This window comes from Agrobacterium tumefaciens (genome assembly GCA_025560025.1).
Taxonomy (GTDB): Bacteria; Pseudomonadota; Alphaproteobacteria; order Rhizobiales; family Rhizobiaceae; genus Agrobacterium.
Genome location: CP048486.1, coordinates 1,379,228 through 1,394,720 on the forward strand (window position 1 = coordinate 1,379,228; position 15,493 = coordinate 1,394,720).

A 15,493-nucleotide genomic window follows, 5' to 3' on the forward strand; every position below is an offset into this window, starting at 1 on the left:
CGATCAATCGAACCGGAAGAGATCGGCGTCGGGATCCTTGCCGCCATTGACGGCGGCAGCGATTATCTCGGCGGCGATCTGGCTGAAGGTGATGCCGTTACCCCCGAAGCCCATGACGGCGTAGACGTTCCTCATGCCGGGAACCGCGCCGATCAGCGGCAGGCCGGTGGTGGTGGTACCGAAGGCCGCCGCCCAGCGATATTCCGGCTCTCCGATGTCGATACCAAGGAGACTTTCTATCTTGCGCCGGATTGCGTCCTGTTTGGCAAAGAGCTTTCCTTCAGAAAGGTACGATGTCGGGTTTTCCTCATCTTCGCCCCCTGCGATCAGGCGTCCGTCACGGTCGGTACGCAGGTAGAGATAGGGATCGGAAGCCTCCCAGACGATATGGCTTTTCAGCCAGTCCGGCAGATCGATGCCCTTCCTGCTCGCCAGCGCCCAGGTGGAGATGATCTGATGTTTCGGGCTTTCCAGCGACTTCAGGAATTCGTATCCGGTGCAGAAAACGACATTGCGGGCGGAAAGGATCTTGCCCTGTGCGGTGGCGACGACCACCTCGTCACCGAGGTTTCTGAGATCGGTGATTTCCAGATGGGACACGATTTCCGCACCGGCGCCCGACGTGTGGCGCAAAAGGCCGGCCGTCAGCTGTGCGGGATTGGCGGAGGCCGAAATATCGCTGAGGATAGCCCCAGTCCGATCGATGGCGTAGTCGCTCCTCAATTCGGCGGGGCCAAGGAAGCGCGCCGCAATCCCTGCTTCTTCCCGGGCTGCCGCTTCAGCCTTCAGCGCGCGCGACCCCATTTCGTCGCCGGCGAGATAAAGCGCCTGCTTGCGCGCCATGCTGCAGGATATGCCGAGCGAGGAAACGATTTCCTCAAGACGCAGGACGGCCCGCGCCGAGCGTTGCCACGCCCGATCCGCAGCGTCCCTACCGATCATCTTTCTGAGTTCAGTCAGAGGAGTGTCGATCTCGTGTTGAATCATCGCGGTGCTGGCGACGCTGCTGCCCATTACCGGGTCACGCCGGTCGACGATCAGCATCGACTGGCCCGGCCTGTGCAACGCATGGGCCACAAGCGCGCCGCTGATGCCGGCACCCACCACGATCGTGTCATAATGGTTGGCTTCCGGGGTCTTTCCGCTGCGAATGCCGATGCGGGGCGTATCGGCCCACAGGGGTTTTGATTCCCTGAGGTCCCGTTCCTTCGTCAGTTCCGATGTGTGCATGAAAGTGTCCTGAAAGGTCTCACGGCTCGGTATAGCCGGCGACGTTGATGATGAGTGTTCCGTTTTGGGGATTGTTTCGGAAGAAGAGCGTGCCGGTGTCGCGGGATTCCGAGGCGACATAATCGAATGTCACGTCGGCGCTTTCCAGCGTGGCGGCATTTTGCTGCAGGTCGCCGCGCACATGCACCTGCGCCGCCGTCGTCATCGAGAGGTTGCGAATGTCGAAACTCACCCGGTACTGTCCCGCCTGTGCCTCGACGTCCGTGACGGCAAACTCGAAACGGGCCTTGTCCGGCTTGTAGCGATAGATGTCATAGCCGATCCAGCCGAGCATCGCGACGACAAGAAGCGTACAGACGGCGCCCGTCAGCCACTCCACCCAATGCGGCTTGGGGCTTTCAACATGTTTGCGGCCCTTCGATATGGTCATTTTTTCCTCACAGGATCAGCCGGGCAGAGGCTGCGCCGATCGAAGCGGGAACACCGAGAATGACGGCGGCATTCATGATCTGCGACAGCGAGGTATGGTCGAGACGTTCGAAGGTCCAGAGCGTGTAGATACTGATGGCAATGGCGATGACATAACCGGGCAGGGTGAAGCGCAGGAAGGACTGCCACCATTCCTGCCCCTCGTGCACTTGGTGCGACCCCTTGAAATGAAGCGCATAAACGAAGCCGTGCATGATCGCGATCGAGACCAGGCAAAGCGCCAGAATGTGATAGGGAGTTACTTTGTAGGCAATCAGGATCATTTCTTCCGTCGGGGCGACATTGAGGCTGAGAAAAAGCGCGCCGACCATCATCATGAAGAGTTCGTGCAGATAACCCGTCTCGCCGGAATATTCGCCATCGTCCTCATCCTCGGTGTCGGAATGTTCGCCGAGCTGGCTGCGGCCAAGCAGCGCCCCGATGCTGGCGGGCACGGATTGCAGGGCGATTTTGGCGATGAGATTTGAGGTGGTGAGCTGATCGTTCAAAATGCCGAACAGCAAAAGTACGGCGGCGCTGACGGCAATGCCCAGCCCATAGGCCGTTATCGCGTCGCGTAGCGCCTGTGTCCGGGAATGAATATTTTCAAAGCCGATGCGGCGGGCGAGCAGGAAAAGCAGCGGCAGGTTGAGGATGCAAAGCAGCAGAAGCCGCCAGGAATTGATGTAAAGGCCTAGAAACCACATTTCCATGGTCATCAGCATGGGCAGGGCAAACAGCAGTGCGCCTGCCGTTCCACGTGCCAGACCGATCAGAAATTGCCTGACTTCATCACTATCCGCATCTTTTCGTGTGATTGCCGCCATTCGTCCCCCTGCATGAAGAGATAACGCAGTGGCGTTTTTCCGGTTCCGTTGGTTATTTTGCGGGATCGATGAGTGCTATGCCGAATTCGCGGCGGTAACTGCGCCGCAATTCCGCCGGTGTCTCGCGAATGACGACTTCGAGCGTCGGGCGCACCACCCCCTTCAGGAAATGGCCGCCTTTCGTAGAACCGTCGGCAAAGCCCAGAACAACGTGCAGGTGCGGATTTGGGGTGTCGTTTTCGTCAAGCGTAATATCGCCAAGCAGGCTCAGAACCTCGCTCTGCTCCGTCACGGGAATTTCCTTATATTCGCGCGTCGAAAGGTCGAAAAAAGCGAGCGTCGCAGTTGAAAAGGCACCTATCGCGGTCACCGACGCAGCGTTGATGTTTTCCGATTTTGCGAAGCGGCGGATCGCCTCGAATGCCTCTTCCTCCGGGTCGATGACAAGAATGAAGGCACGTTCGGCACCGGTGACCAGCAATCTACTTTTCATGGATGTCTCCCAATAAAAGTGCCGCCGGCAAGCGGCGGCACAGGAATGTCATGCACCTCAGGCGGCGCGGCGTTCGTGGCGGCCTTCCTCGACCTCCTCGACGATTTTCGCAACGAAGGCATCTAGGTCTTCCGGGCTGCGGGACGTGATGATGCCCTTGTCCGTCACCACCTTTTCGTCCTTCCAGTTGGCGCCGGCGTTTTTCAGGTCGGTCTTGATCGACCAGTAGGAAGTGGCGTTACGGCCGCGCAGGGCATCCGCTTCAACGAGAAGCCAGGGGGCGTGGCAAATCGCAGCCACGACCTTGCCGGACTTGACGAAATCGCGAATGACGCGCATCGCATCCTCGTCGTGGCGCAGGACATCCGGATTGATCTGGCCGCCTGGAAGAACCAGCGCATCGAAGTCATCCGATTTGATGCTCCCGGCGGAAAGATCGACGGCAATGCTGTCGCCCCAGTCCTTTTTATCCCAGCTCCTGATCTCGCCTTCCTTGATTGAGGCGATCTTTACGTCCGCACCCTTGGCCTTCAACTGGTCATAGGGCACGCGCAGTTCGGAGCGCTCATAGCCGTCCGTTGCGAGAATGAGGATCTTTGCAGCGTTGATGGCAGTCATATCTGTCTCCTTATGGGTTCAATCATCCTTGTCGGAATTCACGGAAGGGAGAAAAAATTCCACGTCCTTCAGGCGTTCCTCGTCGAGATTTTCGATGTTGGTCTGCCAAAATCTCTCCGCTTCCGCCGGTTCGTCTTTCCATTGGCGCACGAAGGTCTTGTTGTCGTCGATCATGACCTGGCGGGTTCCGCCGAGCCGCAGATATTCTTCCGCAAGTTTACGCGTTTCGGTCTTTTCCATGTCGCGGCTCCTTATGCGTGGAAAGCGGGGACGGAGGGACGCCGGATGGGTAAGAAGCTCGGCTGCCATTTCGTTGGCCACCGGGAGAAAACGGAAAAATCCCGATGTTCTTCAGCGCCATCGCGTCCGTTTGACACGGCGGCCCTCCTGCCAGAACAACGTGGGCTTTCCTATATGGTTCCCATGTTTTGAAGGGGTGTCATTGCCGGGGCCAAATACATCGCGCGCAATTTTTCCCGGAACAAACGGGCCAGGCCCGCTGTTTTACCCCCGATGCAGGGGAGGCAGCATGGCAGCCGGACAGAGCGACGACGAATATCGCGGCAATAACGAAAACAAGGGTTTCTGGTCGATCGACTTCGGCAATTCGCCCGTCATCGGCACGGCTATTCATGACGGTCATCGCATCCGTCCCGATATAGCCGGCCTGATGGCACTTTCCCCGGACAAGCGGCTGCGGGAAGAAGATCCGTTTACCGGCGCGATGATTGCAGGGATGACCAACCGTATCGTCGTTCATCATTCGCGTTTTGAAATCGATCTCAACCGCGCTGCCGATCAGGCGATCTATTTAAAGCCGGAACAATCCTGGGGCTTGGAGGTCTGGAACGGGCAGCCGCCCGAAGACGCGCTTCGCCAATCGCTCGATTTTCATGCCGACTATTACACGATGCTTGAAGCGGTTCTTTCAACGGTTGAGCGCCGGCATGGCGCTTTCGTGGTGCTGGACGTGCATAGCTATAATCATCGCCGACAGGGCGCTGCCGCGCCGCCAACGGCGCAGGCGGAAGCGCCCGACATCAATATTGGCACCTATTCCATGGATCGTAGCCGCTGGAACGATATCGTCAGTGCGGTGGGCCGTCATTTTGCATCCGCGACCATTGGTGGGCGCCGCCTCGATGTGCGCGAGAATGTGGCCTTTCAGGGCAAAGGAGAGCAGACCCGCTTCATTCATGAGCGCTTTGCGGAGAATGGCTGCGCCATCGCGATCGAATTCAAGAAATTCTTCATGGATGAGTGGACGGGAGAGGCGGATGCGCGCGCGGTGGCGGATATTCGCGACACGATTGCAGCACTTCAGCCGGTCATTGAAGAATGTCTGAGATCGCGGCGATGAATATATCCTCCGCCCGCAATGCGCCGTCCCCCATCGCCGATCTGGTTGATGATGTCGTGTCATGCCTCGAGGCCGGCAAGGCCGTCCGCCGCGATGTCGGAAAAGATGGCCGCCTGCATATCGACCGGCCGCTGCCGTTCCTCTGTCTGCATCTGACGGGCGGCACGAAAGACCTCGCCGCGCGCGATATCGCCGCTGCCCATGCATCCTATCTCATCGCCTCCACCATTCAGGAGGCTGCGCCGCTGATCGAGGCCGTGGGCGCCGCCATGCGGCAGCGTTTCGGCGCTTTCATGGTGATTGATATCGGCGAGCTGGAACATGATATTCTTCTGGCCGACGATTCCCCCTTCCTGCCGCATTATGAAGTTTCCGTCTCCGCCACGGCTGAACCGGAAACGCAAAAGGCGCGCCGGGTCTTCATCAAAGCGGTTTGTGATGCCGAGGTGCGGTTTCGCACGCCGCGCATTATCCGGCCGGAACCGGATGCCGATCCGATCCTCAGGTTTCAGAATGCCGGGCTGGATTTCCCCTGCATCAGCGTGCGTTTTGCGCCGATCTATCGTCAGCCGGAATCCGGAGCGGATTATCCTGGCCTGCGCGAAACGATGATCGCCGATCTTTTCGATGCCGGTTTGCAGGCTTTCTCTTCATTTGCTTCCGGCATGGATGCACTCAAGGTCACCAGCCACCGGGCACTCGGCCGCAAAGCCTTCGTCGATGCAGTCAGACGTGCGGATCGTTCGATCGACGACATTGTCTCTTCCTTCGATTTTCTTCTGTCCGTCACACCGATCAATGCTCGCCGGGCCTTCGAGGAGTTCCGCGATGGCGGCTTTCAATATGCGCCGCGCCTGCTCTATCGGCCGCTCGGTGTCGATGTCGAGGAGCAGAAACGCAAGCTCTATTCGGTCGTTTTCGATCATCTGGAAGACCCGGTGCTCTATCACCTCTACCGGGAAAAACAGCGGGAGATCGATCTGCAGCTGACGATGCTTGCAAGCCTGCACCATCGCACCTTCACCGATTTTTCACGCGCCCTGTATGGCGCCGTGGAACCCGCACTTCTGACACTCGCGCTTGGTGTGCTCAAGGATTGTCCGCGAAAGGAAGAAGGCGGCGAAATCGCCATGGTCGATTGCTACGCGGTCGCCAAGAAGTCGCGGGAGATGGTCGAGACCTATCTGGCGGAAGACCCGGAATTCAAGGCGCGCGTCGAGATCCGTGACGACCTGCCGCCGGGCCTAATGGTGACGGGCGAGAAGCTTCTGATTTCCCGCCACACCGTCATGGAACAGCGCCGTGTCGAGGCGCTGCTGTCGCATGAGATCGGCGTGCATCTTCTCACCTATTTCAACGGCTCGTTTCAGGGCTTGCGGCTCTTTCGCACCGGCCTTTCCGGTTATGAGGGCGTGCAGGAAGGGCTGGCGGTGCTGGCGGAACATCTGGCCGGCGGCATGACGCGCGAGCGCCTGCGGCTGATCGCCGGCCGCGTTATTGGCTGCGCCGCCATGCTGGATGGGGCAAGCTTCGTCGAGACCTTCCGCATCATGACCCGCGACCACGGTTTCGATGAGGCCGGGGCCTTCAACATGGTGCTGCGCATCTATCGCGGCGGCGGTCTTTCCAAGGACGCGATCTATCTGCGCGGGCTGGCGGAGGTGCTGGAGCATCTGCGCAGGGGCGGGGCGCTCGATCCGTTCTGGATGGGCAAGATCGCCGCCGCCCATTTTCCGGTGATGCAGGAGCTGGCCCTGCGCGGCCTGCTTCGTCCGCCGGCTGTCAGACCCGCATTTCTGCTGCCCGCCCGGGCTAATGAGCGGCTGGAAAAAATACGGGCTGGGTTATCCATTGCCGAACTGGCGACATTATAGGAGGGGCTTCATGCGTATCGCATTTTTCGTCAATTCCATCGAAACCGAGGGACCGAACTACGCGACCGGCCTGCTTGCCATGGCGGCGCTCAATCGCGGCCACGAGGTGGTCTATCTGACGCCCGGCGATTTCACGTTGCGCTCGGACGACAGCCTGACCATCCATGCCACGGTGCTGCCGAAGGCGAAATACAAGAAATCGGATGCGTTTCATGCTGCCCTGCAGGACAAGGCGCTGGAACGGCGGACCATGGATGTGGAGGAAATCGATGCGTTGATGCTGCGCAACGACCCCTCTCTCGACCAGACCACACGGCCATGGGCGGTGCATGCCGGCATCCTGTTCGGGCGGCTTGCCGAACAGCGTGGCGTCGTGGTTCTGAACGATCCCGAAGGTCTGGCGCTCGCGCAGAACAAGCTCTATTTCCAGAGCTTTCCCGAAATCGTCCGCCCGACCACGATCATTTCGCGCAATGTCGAGGAAATCCGCGCCTTTGCCGACGCGCACCCCAAGGGCGTCATCGTCAAGCCGCTGCAGGGCTCCGGCGGCAAGAATGTCTTCAAGATCGGCTCCAGCAAGGAGACCAATCTCAACCAGATTTTCGAGGCGGTGAGCCTCGAAGGTTATCTGATCGCGCAGGCCTATCTGCCGGCCGCCAAGGATGGTGATATCCGCTTCTTCATGATGAATGGCCGCCCGCTGATGCGCGACGGTCAATATGCCGCCCTGCGCCGCGTGCCGGCGAAAGGCGATCTGCGCTCCAACATTCACGCCAAGGGCACCGCCGAGGCGGTGAAAGTGACGGACGAAATCGTGGCGCTTGCCGATATGATGCGGCCGAAGCTGGTGGAAGACGGCATGTTCCTTGTCGGGCTGGATATCGTTGGCGACAAGATACTGGAAGTGAACGTGTTTTCCCCGGGTGGCCTTTCCAATATCCGCGATCTCACGGAGATGGATTTCAGCGACACGATCATTGAGGCCGTCGAAACCAAGATCACCATGCAGAGCGCTTCCGGCGGCACCATCTCCAACCGCCTGCTGGCGACGTTGTGAGGTTATTCTCGTAATTCGGCCGGGTGCATCTCGCGATACCAGGCGACGAGGGCCTTGATGCCCTCTTCGACCGGGGTTTGCGGCACATAACCGGTCAATGCCTTCAGAAGGTCGGGCGAGGCGAAGGTGCGGGGAACATCGCCCTGCTGCATCGGCAGCATGTTGCGGATCGCGGGTTTCCCGACCGCCTTTTCGACCGTCTCTACGAAATGCATCAGTTCCACCGGCTGGCCGCCGCCAATATTGACCACGCGGAAGGGCGCGTGGTGCGAGAGCGTATCGGTGACGCCTTCCTGCGTGACGCGGTTTTCCTCGGACGGGATAACCGTGCTCAACCGGACGATGCCCTCGACCAGATCGTCGATATAGGTGAAGTCGCGGCTCATATTGCCTTGCCCGTAAATATCGATCGGCCGGCCGTTGGAAACGGCGTCGACGAATTTGATCGGCGCCATGTCCGGCCGTCCCCATGGACCGTAGACCGTGAAGAAGCGGAAGGCGGTGGTGGGCAGCTTGTGCAGATGGGCATAGCTGTGCGCCATCAGCTCCATCGATTTTTTGGTGGCGGCGTAAAGCGTCATCGGCTCGTCGGCCTTGTCGCTTTCCGCAAAGGGGATTTTTTCGTTGGCGCCGTAGATGGAGGAGGTCGATGCCAGCATCAGGTGCTTGACCTCAAGGCTTCTGGCGAGCTCCAGCATGTTGAACGAGCCGATGAGATTGGAATCGATATAGGCGCGCGGATTTTCAAGGCTGTAACGGACGCCTGCCTGTGCGGCGAGGTGGATGATGATCTCAGGTTCGGCGGCCTCAGCCGCGCGCTTCAGCGCATCTGTATCTTCCAGCATGCCGATTTCGGCCCGGAAGCCGTTGGAGCGGGAAAGAATGGCGTGGCGTTTTTCCTTGAGGCTGACATCGTAATATTTCGTCATGCCGTCGAAACCGGTCACGAAATGGCCGGCGTCCAACAGTCGCTTCGCAACATAAAAGCCGATGAAGCCAGCCGTGCCGGTAACCAGATAACGCATGATGATTATATCCCGAATTCGTTGGTGCGTTTGCGGTCTGACCGAAGCGCAGAAAACCTTTTAATGAAATGGCGAAAACGAAACCTCTATGCGCCCTTGTCGAAACCGCCTTCATGCGGACGGCCGACCGCGGCATAGATGAAACCATGCGCGGCGACCTCATCCGTGCGGTAGATATTGCGCAGATCCACCAGCACCGGATGTTTCATGATCGCTTTCAGGCGCGGCAGGTCGAGCGCACGGAACTGGTTCCATTCCGTCACGATCACCACGGCGTCGGCATCTTCCGCCGCCTCGTAGGGGCCGGCCGCGTATTCGATGTCTTCCATCAGATGGCGGGCATTCGCCATGCCTTCCGGATCGTAACCGACGACTTTCGCACCGCCGTCCTGCAGGGTCTGGATGATGGCGATTGCCGGGCTGTCGCGCATGTCGTCGGTATTCGGTTTGAAGGTGAGGCCGAGCACAGCGATCTTCTTGCCGCGCACATCGCCGCCCACCGCATTGATGACCTTGCGGCCCATGGCGCGCTTGCGATTGTCGTTAATGGCGATGGTGGTCTCGATCAGTCGCACCGGCGCGTCATAATCCTGCGCGGTCTTGGCGAGCGCCAGCGTGTCCTTCGGGAAACAGGAGCCGCCATAACCGGGGCCGGCATGCAGGAATTTGGGGCCGATGCGGCCATCGAGGCCGATGCCGCGCGAGACATCCTGCACATTGGCGCCGACCTTTTCGCAGAGGTCAGCCATCTCGTTGATGAAGGTGATCTTCATCGCCAGAAAGGCGTTGGCGGCATATTTGATTAGTTCGGAAGCGCGTCTTGTGGTGAAGAGCAGCGGCGACTGGTTGAGATAGAGCGGGCGGTAAACCTCGGTCATGACGGGGCGGGCGCGCTCGTCCGAAAGGCCGACGACGATGCGGTCCGGCCGCTTGAAATCCTCGATGGCCGCACCTTCGCGCAGGAATTCCGGGTTGGAGACAACCGCAAAATCGGCCGAAGGGTTTTCCTCGTGGATGATACGCTCCACCTCATCACCTGTGCCGACGGGAACGGTGGATTTGGTGACGATGACCGTGAAGCCGTCAAGCGAATGGGCGATCTCTTTTGCCGCCGCATAGACATAACCAAGATCGGCATGGCCATCGCCGCGCCGCGAGGGCGTGCCGACCGCGATGAAGACGACATCGGCATTGGCAACGGCTGCGGAAAGATCGGTGGTGAAGCTCAACCGCCCGGCCTTTGCATTGTTGGCGACAATGGTCTCCAGACCCGGTTCGAAGATTGGAATATGGCCGTTTTTCAGGGCCTCGATCTTCTCCGGCATCTTGTCGACGCAGACCACATCATGGCCGAAATCCGCAAAACACGCGCCGGACACAAGGCCGACATAACCCGAACCGATCATCACAATCCGCATTCTTTTTCCTTTCGGTTAGCGAGGCCATGGTAACGCAGCAATATCAGCCGGGGAAATCGGCGGATGAAAATCGCACGATAATATTTAGCCGCCTTCACGCCCGCCGCCAAGCGCCACGATCAACACCGGCTAACCTCTTTCCATGACGGTGATGTGATGGCCATGGCGGGACAAATTTGCCGCACCCTGCAGCCATTTTCATCGGTTGGGTTCAATCGGGCAATTTTGCCGTTTTTCCGGCTTGCACTCATAGGTAGCCGGGTCTAGCCATAGGGCTGAGGATCAAATCTGCCAGACTGTCTGTCCCTTGAAGGGGCGTCCGGGTCGCGTTCCACGCGGCCGGGGGATGCTTTGCATTGCGGTCGGTGTTTGGGGACGTTCAAATGCAAAAGGGTTTTCTGCTCGGTCTGTTCGCTTATGCGACCTTTTCCATGGGCGATGCCACCATCAAGTCGCTTGGATCGCAGATCAGCGTTTTCGAAATCGGCTTCTTCAGCATTCTATTTTCCGGCATTTTCATTTTCTTCAGTAAACCACGGGAGGAAAGGTGGCGTGAATTCTGGCGCATGAGCCGGCCCTTTGCCGTGCACGGGCGTGCCATTTCCGGCCTCTTCGCCGGTATTTTTGGCATCTACGCCTTCACCACTATTCCACTGGCGGAAGCCTATGCGCTGATCTTCCTGTCGCCGCTTTTTGTGACCGTGCTTTCCGCCGTGGTGCTGAAGGAAAATATCGGTCCATGGCGCTGGGCGGCGGTTCTGGCGGGTATCGTCGGCGTGATCCTCGTCGTGCGGCCAGGCTTCAAGACGCTGGAACTCGGGCATTTCGCCGCCATCGGCGTTGCCTTCCTGGCGGCGATGACCATCGTTTTGCTGCGCTCGCTTGCCGGCAAGGAAAAGCGCACCTCGATCATGGGCGTGCTGCTGATCTACGGCCTCACCTTCAATGGCATTGCCTCCATCCCCGAATTCGTCATGCCCAACCTGCACCAGCTTCTGGCCTTCGCCTTCATCGGCCTTTGCACGGCCACGGGGCAGATCACCCTTCTGGTCGCAACCCGCATCGCGCCAGCAAGCCAGATCGCGCCATCGCATTATTCGCAAATCCTCTGGGCCGTGGCGATCGGCATGGCTTTCTTCCACGAATATCCGGATGCGGTCGCCGTGCTTGGTCTGGCCGTCATCGCCGCATCGGGACTGCTGACGATGATCCGCGAAAAGGTGAGGCTCGGCACCGTGCGCTGGAACCCGTTTTTCCGCAATCGCCTCTGAATTCACCCTTGATCGGAAACAGTGCGTCAACCGAAGCGCGGCTTGTGAAGCGGTGGCAACCCGGCCCATAAGGCTTTCATCTTTAGATGAACGGAGAGCCGCAAATGCTCGTGGATGGAAAATGGACCGCCGAATGGCATCCGGTGCAGGCGACCGACAAGAAAGGCGGCTTCGTTCGCCAGACCTCCGGCTTCCGCAACTGGGTGACACCTGACGGCTCGGCGGGGCCGACGGGTGAGGGCGGCTTTGCGGCCGAAAGTGGCCGTTATCATCTTTACGTCGCGCTGATCTGCCCATGGGCATCGCGCACGCTGATCGGCCGAAAGCTGAAGAAGCTGGAAGAGGTGATTTCCGTTTCCGTTGTCGAGCCCGCCCTTTCCGACGAGGGCTGGAAATTCGGCGACTATCCGGGCGCGGATCGCGATACGCTCAACGGCTTCACCTATATGCACGAGGTCTATACCAGCGCGGATCCGCATTATACCGGCCGCGCCACCGTGCCCGTGCTTTGGGACAAAAAGACGAAAACCATCGTCAACAACGAATCCGCCGATATTCTGCGCATGCTGAATTCCGGTTTCGGCGATCTGGCCGATAATGGCGTGGACCTGTATCCGGAAGCTTTGCGCGATGAGATCGATGCTCTCAATGACCACATCTATCCGCGCCTCAACAACGGCGTTTACCGGACCGGTTTCGCCACCACGCAGGTCGCCTATGAAGAGGCCTTCGCCGATGTGTTCGCGACGCTTCAGGAGCTCGAAAGCCGCCTCGTCTCAGGCGGACCTTTCCTTTTCGGCGATCACCTGACCGAAACGGATGTCCGGCTCTTCGTGACGCTGGTGCGTTTCGATGCCGCCTATTACGGCCTGTTCAAATGCAATCTTCGCCGTATCGCCGATTATCCCGCCCTTCAGGCTTATATGATGCGGGTGCTGACCATTCCGGGCGTGCGCGACACGGTCAATATCGACCATATCAAGCGCGGTTATTATTCCATCAAGGCGCTCAACCCGACCCGCATCGTGCCCGTCGGTCCCGATCTTCCCGGGCTGTATGACGTTTCACTCAGCCCTTCGAGCTGAGTGAATGATGGATTACACTGGTTTGCCGACCTGATCGAGCAGCCAGGCCTGAAAGGCGCGGGCCAGCGCATTGTCCTGCCGTCCTTCCGGCAGGGCGACGTAATAGCTCTTGTCAGTCTGCAGGGGAATGTCGAAGACGATTTCGAGGCGGCCGGAGGCGATCTCCGCCTCGATGAGATATTTCGGCAGAAGGGCAAAGCCGATGCCGCTTGCGGCGGCCTCGATGATCATCGAGAACTGGTCGAAACGGCTGCCCTGATAGGCATTGTCAGCCGTAACCCCGTTCATCTCCAGCCATTCCGTCCATAGTTTCGGCCGCGTCGTCACATGTAGCAGCGGCTGCCCGGTCAGATCCTGTGGTTGGCTCACGCCGGCGCGGCGTAGCAGGGCGGGGCTTGCGACCGGCACGATCACCTCGTTGCACAAAAATGTGCAGGTACCATGCGCCCAGACCGGCTGGCCGTAGTGAATGGCGAGGTCGAACCCTTCTTCGTCGAAGTCGAAGGGATGCGAGCGCGAGCCGATGGTGATCGTTATTTCCGGATTGGCGTTGATGAAGCGGTGGAGGCGCGGCATAAGCCAGCGGCTGCCAAAGGTGGGTAATGTCGCGACGGAAAGCGATGCGTGCGATGTTCCGGCTGAAACCGCGCGCACCATCAACTGTTCGGATTGCTGCAGCAGGCGCCGCACATCGGGCAGGAATTTACGCCCCGCTTCGGAAAGCACGACCCGCCTGCGGATGCGCTCGAAAAGCTGCATTCCCGTCTGCGCTTCGAGTTCGCCGATCTGCCGGCTCACCGCGCTCTGCGTGAGGTTGAGTTCTTCCGCCGCACGCGTAAAATTGCCGTGCCGTGCCGCGCATTCGAACGCCTGCAGGGTAACGATGTCAGGGACCAGTCTTCTGCGCGGATCCATTCCATTCTCGCATCAACTTACCCGCTTTCCTCATTGGAAAAGGGTCATTATGGCCATATATGATTACGGGAAAGAATGGAACGGTGCAAAACGCCAGTTTCACATAACGAATGGCAAATTCGGGGAAAGAAGAGTGACGGGAGTTGAAAGCGCCGTATCAAAACGGCCTTTCCTCCCCTTTTAAGCCAAAAGGACGATGGACATGGATGCGACCACGAAGCTCGACGTGAAACAGGAAGCCGCGGCCCTGCTCGACAGGATGGGTGTTGCCCGCGATCTTTACACCGGCGGCGATATGGCCTCCTTCAGCCCGGTGACGGGTGAACAGGTCGCGAGCCTGAAGACCGTTTCGGTCGAAGGTGTCGCAGCCGTGATCGACCGGGCCGATGCCGCCTTCAAGGTATGGCGCAATGTGCCGGCGCCTCGCCGTGGCGAACTGATCAGACTGCTCGGCGAAGAACTGCGCGCCTTCAAGGCCGATCTCGGCCGTCTCGTCTCGCTGGAAGCGGGCAAGGTTCCCTCTGAGGGCCTCGGCGAAGTGCAGGAAATGATCGATATCTGCGATTTCGCGGTCGGCCTTTCCCGCCAGCTTTATGGTCTCACCATCGCCACCGAACGCCCCGGCCACCGCATGATGGAAACCTGGCATCCGCTCGGCGTCGTCGGTGTCATCTCCGCCTTCAACTTCCCGGTCGCGGTGTGGTCGTGGAATGCGGCGCTCGCCATCGTCTGCGGCAATTCGGTGGTCTGGAAGCCTTCGGAAAAGACGCCGCTCACGGCGCTTGCCGTGCAGGGCATCTTCGAGCGCGCCGCCGCCCGTTTCGGCGATGCGCCGGAAGGTCTCTCGCAGCTTCTGATCGGCGACCGCGCCGTGGGTGAAGCTCTGGTAGACAATCCCAAGGTGCCGCTCGTCTCGGCCACCGGCTCCACCCGCATGGGCCGCGATGTCGGCCCGCGTCTGGCGAATCGCTTCGCCCGCGCCATTCTGGAACTGGGCGGCAACAATGCCGGTATCGTCTGCCCTTCCGCCGATCTCGACATGGCGCTGCGCGCCATCGCCTTCGGCGCCATGGGCACGGCCGGCCAGCGCTGCACCACGCTTCGCCGTCTCTTCGTGCATGACAGCGTTTATGATCAGCTCGTGCCGCGTCTGAAAAAGGCCTATGCCTCCGTTTCCGTCGGCAACCCGCTGGAAACGTCCGCACTCGTCGGCCCGCTAGTCGACAAGGCGGCTTTCGACGGCATGCAGAAGGCCCTCGAAGCGGCGAAAGCCCATGATGGCGTGGTGAATGGTGGCGGTCGTGTGGATACGGGTGCGCCGGATGCCTATTACGTCAAGCCGGCGCTTGTCGAAATGCCGAAGCAGGCGGGGCCTGTGCTGGAAGAGACTTTCGCGCCGATCCTTTACGTGATGAAGTATAGCGATCTCGATCAGGCGATAGACGATCATAACGCCGTGGCTGCTGGTCTTTCCTCATCGATCTTCACCCGCGACATGCAGGAATCGGAACGGTTCCTTTCGTCGGAAGGCTCGGATTGCGGCATTGCCAACGTCAATATCGGTACCTCGGGTGCGGAAATCGGTGGCGCCTTTGGCGGTGAGAAGGAAACCGGCGGCGGGCGTGAATCCGGTTCGGATGCGTGGAAGGCCTATATGCGCCGCGCCACCAACACCATCAACTACTCCAAGGCGCTGCCGCTGGCGCAGGGCGTTTCCTTCGATATCGAATAATCGCGTTCCTATAGACAAATTGATCCATCATGCCGGCGCGGCTCCATCCGCGCCGGCATTTCTATTCGATGGGTCGGATGAGGGCGTCCGCGACGATTTGCGGAAAAGAGGCATTTGCGC

At 59.5% G+C, this 15,493-nt stretch carries 15 protein-coding genes; 6 read left to right on the top strand and 9 right to left on the bottom strand.

Features of this window, described 5'->3' with window-relative positions; all coding sequences use genetic code 11:
• Positions 1 to 3: 3 nt before the first annotated feature.
• Genes FY152_20305 through FY152_20330 form a run of 6 tightly spaced genes read right to left on the bottom strand, consistent with a single transcriptional unit; the run spans position 4 to position 3,876 of the window.
• Positions 4 to 1,230, bottom strand: coding sequence for an FAD-binding oxidoreductase (locus FY152_20305; protein UXS34472.1), 1,227 nt, complete (start codon positions 1,228 to 1,230; stop codon positions 4 to 6).
• Positions 1,231 to 1,249: 19 nt separating this feature from the next.
• A complete protein-coding gene (locus tag FY152_20310; GenBank protein ID UXS34473.1) occupies positions 1,250 to 1,660 on the bottom strand; it encodes a TIGR02588 family protein in 411 nt (136 codons plus the stop codon).
• Between the two features lie 7 nt (positions 1,661 to 1,667).
• Positions 1,668 to 2,525 carry a TIGR02587 family membrane protein gene (locus FY152_20315; GenBank protein ID UXS34474.1) on the bottom strand — a complete coding sequence of 286 codons (858 nt, stop codon included), beginning with the start codon at positions 2,523 to 2,525 and terminating at the stop codon, positions 1,668 to 1,670.
• 52 nt (positions 2,526 to 2,577) lie between these two features.
• On the bottom strand, positions 2,578 to 3,018 hold the full coding sequence (locus FY152_20320; GenBank protein ID UXS34475.1) for a DNA-binding protein: 441 nt from the start codon (positions 3,016 to 3,018) through the stop codon (positions 2,578 to 2,580).
• Between the two features lie 57 nt (positions 3,019 to 3,075).
• A complete protein-coding gene (locus FY152_20325) occupies positions 3,076 to 3,636 on the bottom strand; it encodes a type 1 glutamine amidotransferase (protein UXS34476.1) in 561 nt (186 codons plus the stop codon).
• Between the two features lie 18 nt (positions 3,637 to 3,654).
• Positions 3,655 to 3,876: a hypothetical protein gene (locus FY152_20330; GenBank protein ID UXS34477.1), complete on the bottom strand. Its 222-nt coding sequence runs from the start codon at positions 3,874 to 3,876 to the stop codon at positions 3,655 to 3,657.
• Between the two features lie 289 nt (positions 3,877 to 4,165).
• On the opposite strand from FY152_20330, the gene FY152_20335 reads away from it, so the two are divergent.
• From FY152_20335 to FY152_20345, 3 genes are read left to right on the top strand one after another with little or no spacing between them, the layout of a single operon-like run.
• Positions 4,166 to 4,996 (top strand): N-formylglutamate amidohydrolase, encoded by an 831-nt coding sequence (locus tag FY152_20335; GenBank protein UXS34478.1) that lies wholly within the window; start codon positions 4,166 to 4,168, stop codon positions 4,994 to 4,996.
• A complete protein-coding gene (locus FY152_20340) occupies positions 4,993 to 6,870 on the top strand; it encodes a flavohemoglobin expression-modulating QEGLA motif protein (protein ID UXS35126.1) in 1,878 nt (625 codons plus the stop codon). The genes FY152_20335 and FY152_20340 overlap by 4 nt, the downstream gene beginning before the upstream one ends.
• A gap of 10 nt (positions 6,871 to 6,880) precedes the next feature.
• Positions 6,881 to 7,927, top strand: coding sequence for a glutathione synthase (locus tag FY152_20345; protein ID UXS34479.1), 1,047 nt, complete (start codon positions 6,881 to 6,883; stop codon positions 7,925 to 7,927).
• Between the two features lie 2 nt (positions 7,928 to 7,929).
• Here the strand turns inward: FY152_20345 and FY152_20350 are convergent, their stop codons facing one another.
• Both FY152_20350 and FY152_20355 read right to left on the bottom strand, forming a co-directional pair.
• A complete protein-coding gene (locus FY152_20350; protein ID UXS34480.1) occupies positions 7,930 to 8,952 on the bottom strand; it encodes an NAD-dependent epimerase in 1,023 nt (340 codons plus the stop codon).
• Between the two features lie 86 nt (positions 8,953 to 9,038).
• The gene (locus FY152_20355; protein ID UXS34481.1) at positions 9,039 to 10,370 is read right to left on the bottom strand and encodes a UDP-glucose/GDP-mannose dehydrogenase family protein; all 1,332 of its coding nucleotides are present in this window, start codon (positions 10,368 to 10,370) and stop codon (positions 9,039 to 9,041) included.
• A 383-nt stretch (positions 10,371 to 10,753) separates the two neighbouring features.
• Between FY152_20355 and FY152_20360 the strand changes: the two genes are divergently transcribed.
• Entirely contained in the window at positions 10,754 to 11,641 is an 888-nt protein-coding gene (locus FY152_20360) for a DMT family transporter (protein UXS34482.1), read from the top strand.
• A 104-nt stretch (positions 11,642 to 11,745) separates the two neighbouring features.
• Positions 11,746 to 12,726, top strand: a complete 981-nt coding sequence (locus FY152_20365; GenBank protein UXS34483.1) for a glutathione S-transferase family protein — start codon at positions 11,746 to 11,748, stop codon at positions 12,724 to 12,726.
• Positions 12,727 to 12,738: 12 nt separating this feature from the next.
• Here FY152_20365 and FY152_20370 read toward each other — a convergent pair whose 3' ends face one another.
• Complete coding sequence (locus tag FY152_20370) at positions 12,739 to 13,641, bottom strand: LysR family transcriptional regulator (GenBank protein ID UXS34484.1); 903 nt, start codon at positions 13,639 to 13,641, stop codon at positions 12,739 to 12,741.
• 196 nt (positions 13,642 to 13,837) lie between these two features.
• On the opposite strand from FY152_20370, the gene FY152_20375 reads away from it, so the two are divergent.
• The gene (locus FY152_20375; GenBank protein ID UXS34485.1) at positions 13,838 to 15,373 is read left to right on the top strand and encodes an aldehyde dehydrogenase family protein; all 1,536 of its coding nucleotides are present in this window, start codon (positions 13,838 to 13,840) and stop codon (positions 15,371 to 15,373) included.
• Positions 15,374 to 15,493 lie beyond the last annotated feature (120 nt).

What these genes read in the sequence shown, in the direction of transcription:
- FY152_20365 (UXS34483.1), top strand. Translation starts at nt 11,746, where the DNA reads ATGCTCGTGGATGGAAAATGGACCGCCGAATGGCATCCGGTGCAGGCG.
- FY152_20335 (UXS34478.1), top strand. Translation starts at nt 4,166, where the DNA reads ATGGCAGCCGGACAGAGCGACGACGAATATCGCGGCAATAACGAAAAC.
- FY152_20340 (UXS35126.1), top strand. Translation starts at nt 4,993, where the DNA reads ATGAATATATCCTCCGCCCGCAATGCGCCGTCCCCCATCGCCGATCTG.
- FY152_20350 (UXS34480.1), bottom strand. Translation starts at nt 8,952, where the DNA reads ATGCGTTATCTGGTTACCGGCACGGCTGGCTTCATCGGCTTTTATGTT.
- FY152_20330 (UXS34477.1), bottom strand. Translation starts at nt 3,876, where the DNA reads ATGGAAAAGACCGAAACGCGTAAACTTGCGGAAGAATATCTGCGGCTC.
- FY152_20315 (UXS34474.1), bottom strand. Translation starts at nt 2,525, where the DNA reads ATGGCGGCAATCACACGAAAAGATGCGGATAGTGATGAAGTCAGGCAA.
- FY152_20325 (UXS34476.1), bottom strand. Translation starts at nt 3,636, where the DNA reads ATGACTGCCATCAACGCTGCAAAGATCCTCATTCTCGCAACGGACGGC.
- FY152_20360 (UXS34482.1), top strand. Translation starts at nt 10,754, where the DNA reads ATGCAAAAGGGTTTTCTGCTCGGTCTGTTCGCTTATGCGACCTTTTCC.
- FY152_20375 (UXS34485.1), top strand. Translation starts at nt 13,838, where the DNA reads ATGGACATGGATGCGACCACGAAGCTCGACGTGAAACAGGAAGCCGCG.
- FY152_20320 (UXS34475.1), bottom strand. Translation starts at nt 3,018, where the DNA reads ATGAAAAGTAGATTGCTGGTCACCGGTGCCGAACGTGCCTTCATTCTT.
- FY152_20355 (UXS34481.1), bottom strand. Translation starts at nt 10,370, where the DNA reads ATGCGGATTGTGATGATCGGTTCGGGTTATGTCGGCCTTGTGTCCGGC.
- FY152_20305 (UXS34472.1), bottom strand. Translation starts at nt 1,230, where the DNA reads ATGCACACATCGGAACTGACGAAGGAACGGGACCTCAGGGAATCAAAA.
- FY152_20310 (UXS34473.1), bottom strand. Translation starts at nt 1,660, where the DNA reads ATGACCATATCGAAGGGCCGCAAACATGTTGAAAGCCCCAAGCCGCAT.
- FY152_20370 (UXS34484.1), bottom strand. Translation starts at nt 13,641, where the DNA reads ATGGATCCGCGCAGAAGACTGGTCCCTGACATCGTTACCCTGCAGGCG.
- FY152_20345 (UXS34479.1), top strand. Translation starts at nt 6,881, where the DNA reads ATGCGTATCGCATTTTTCGTCAATTCCATCGAAACCGAGGGACCGAAC.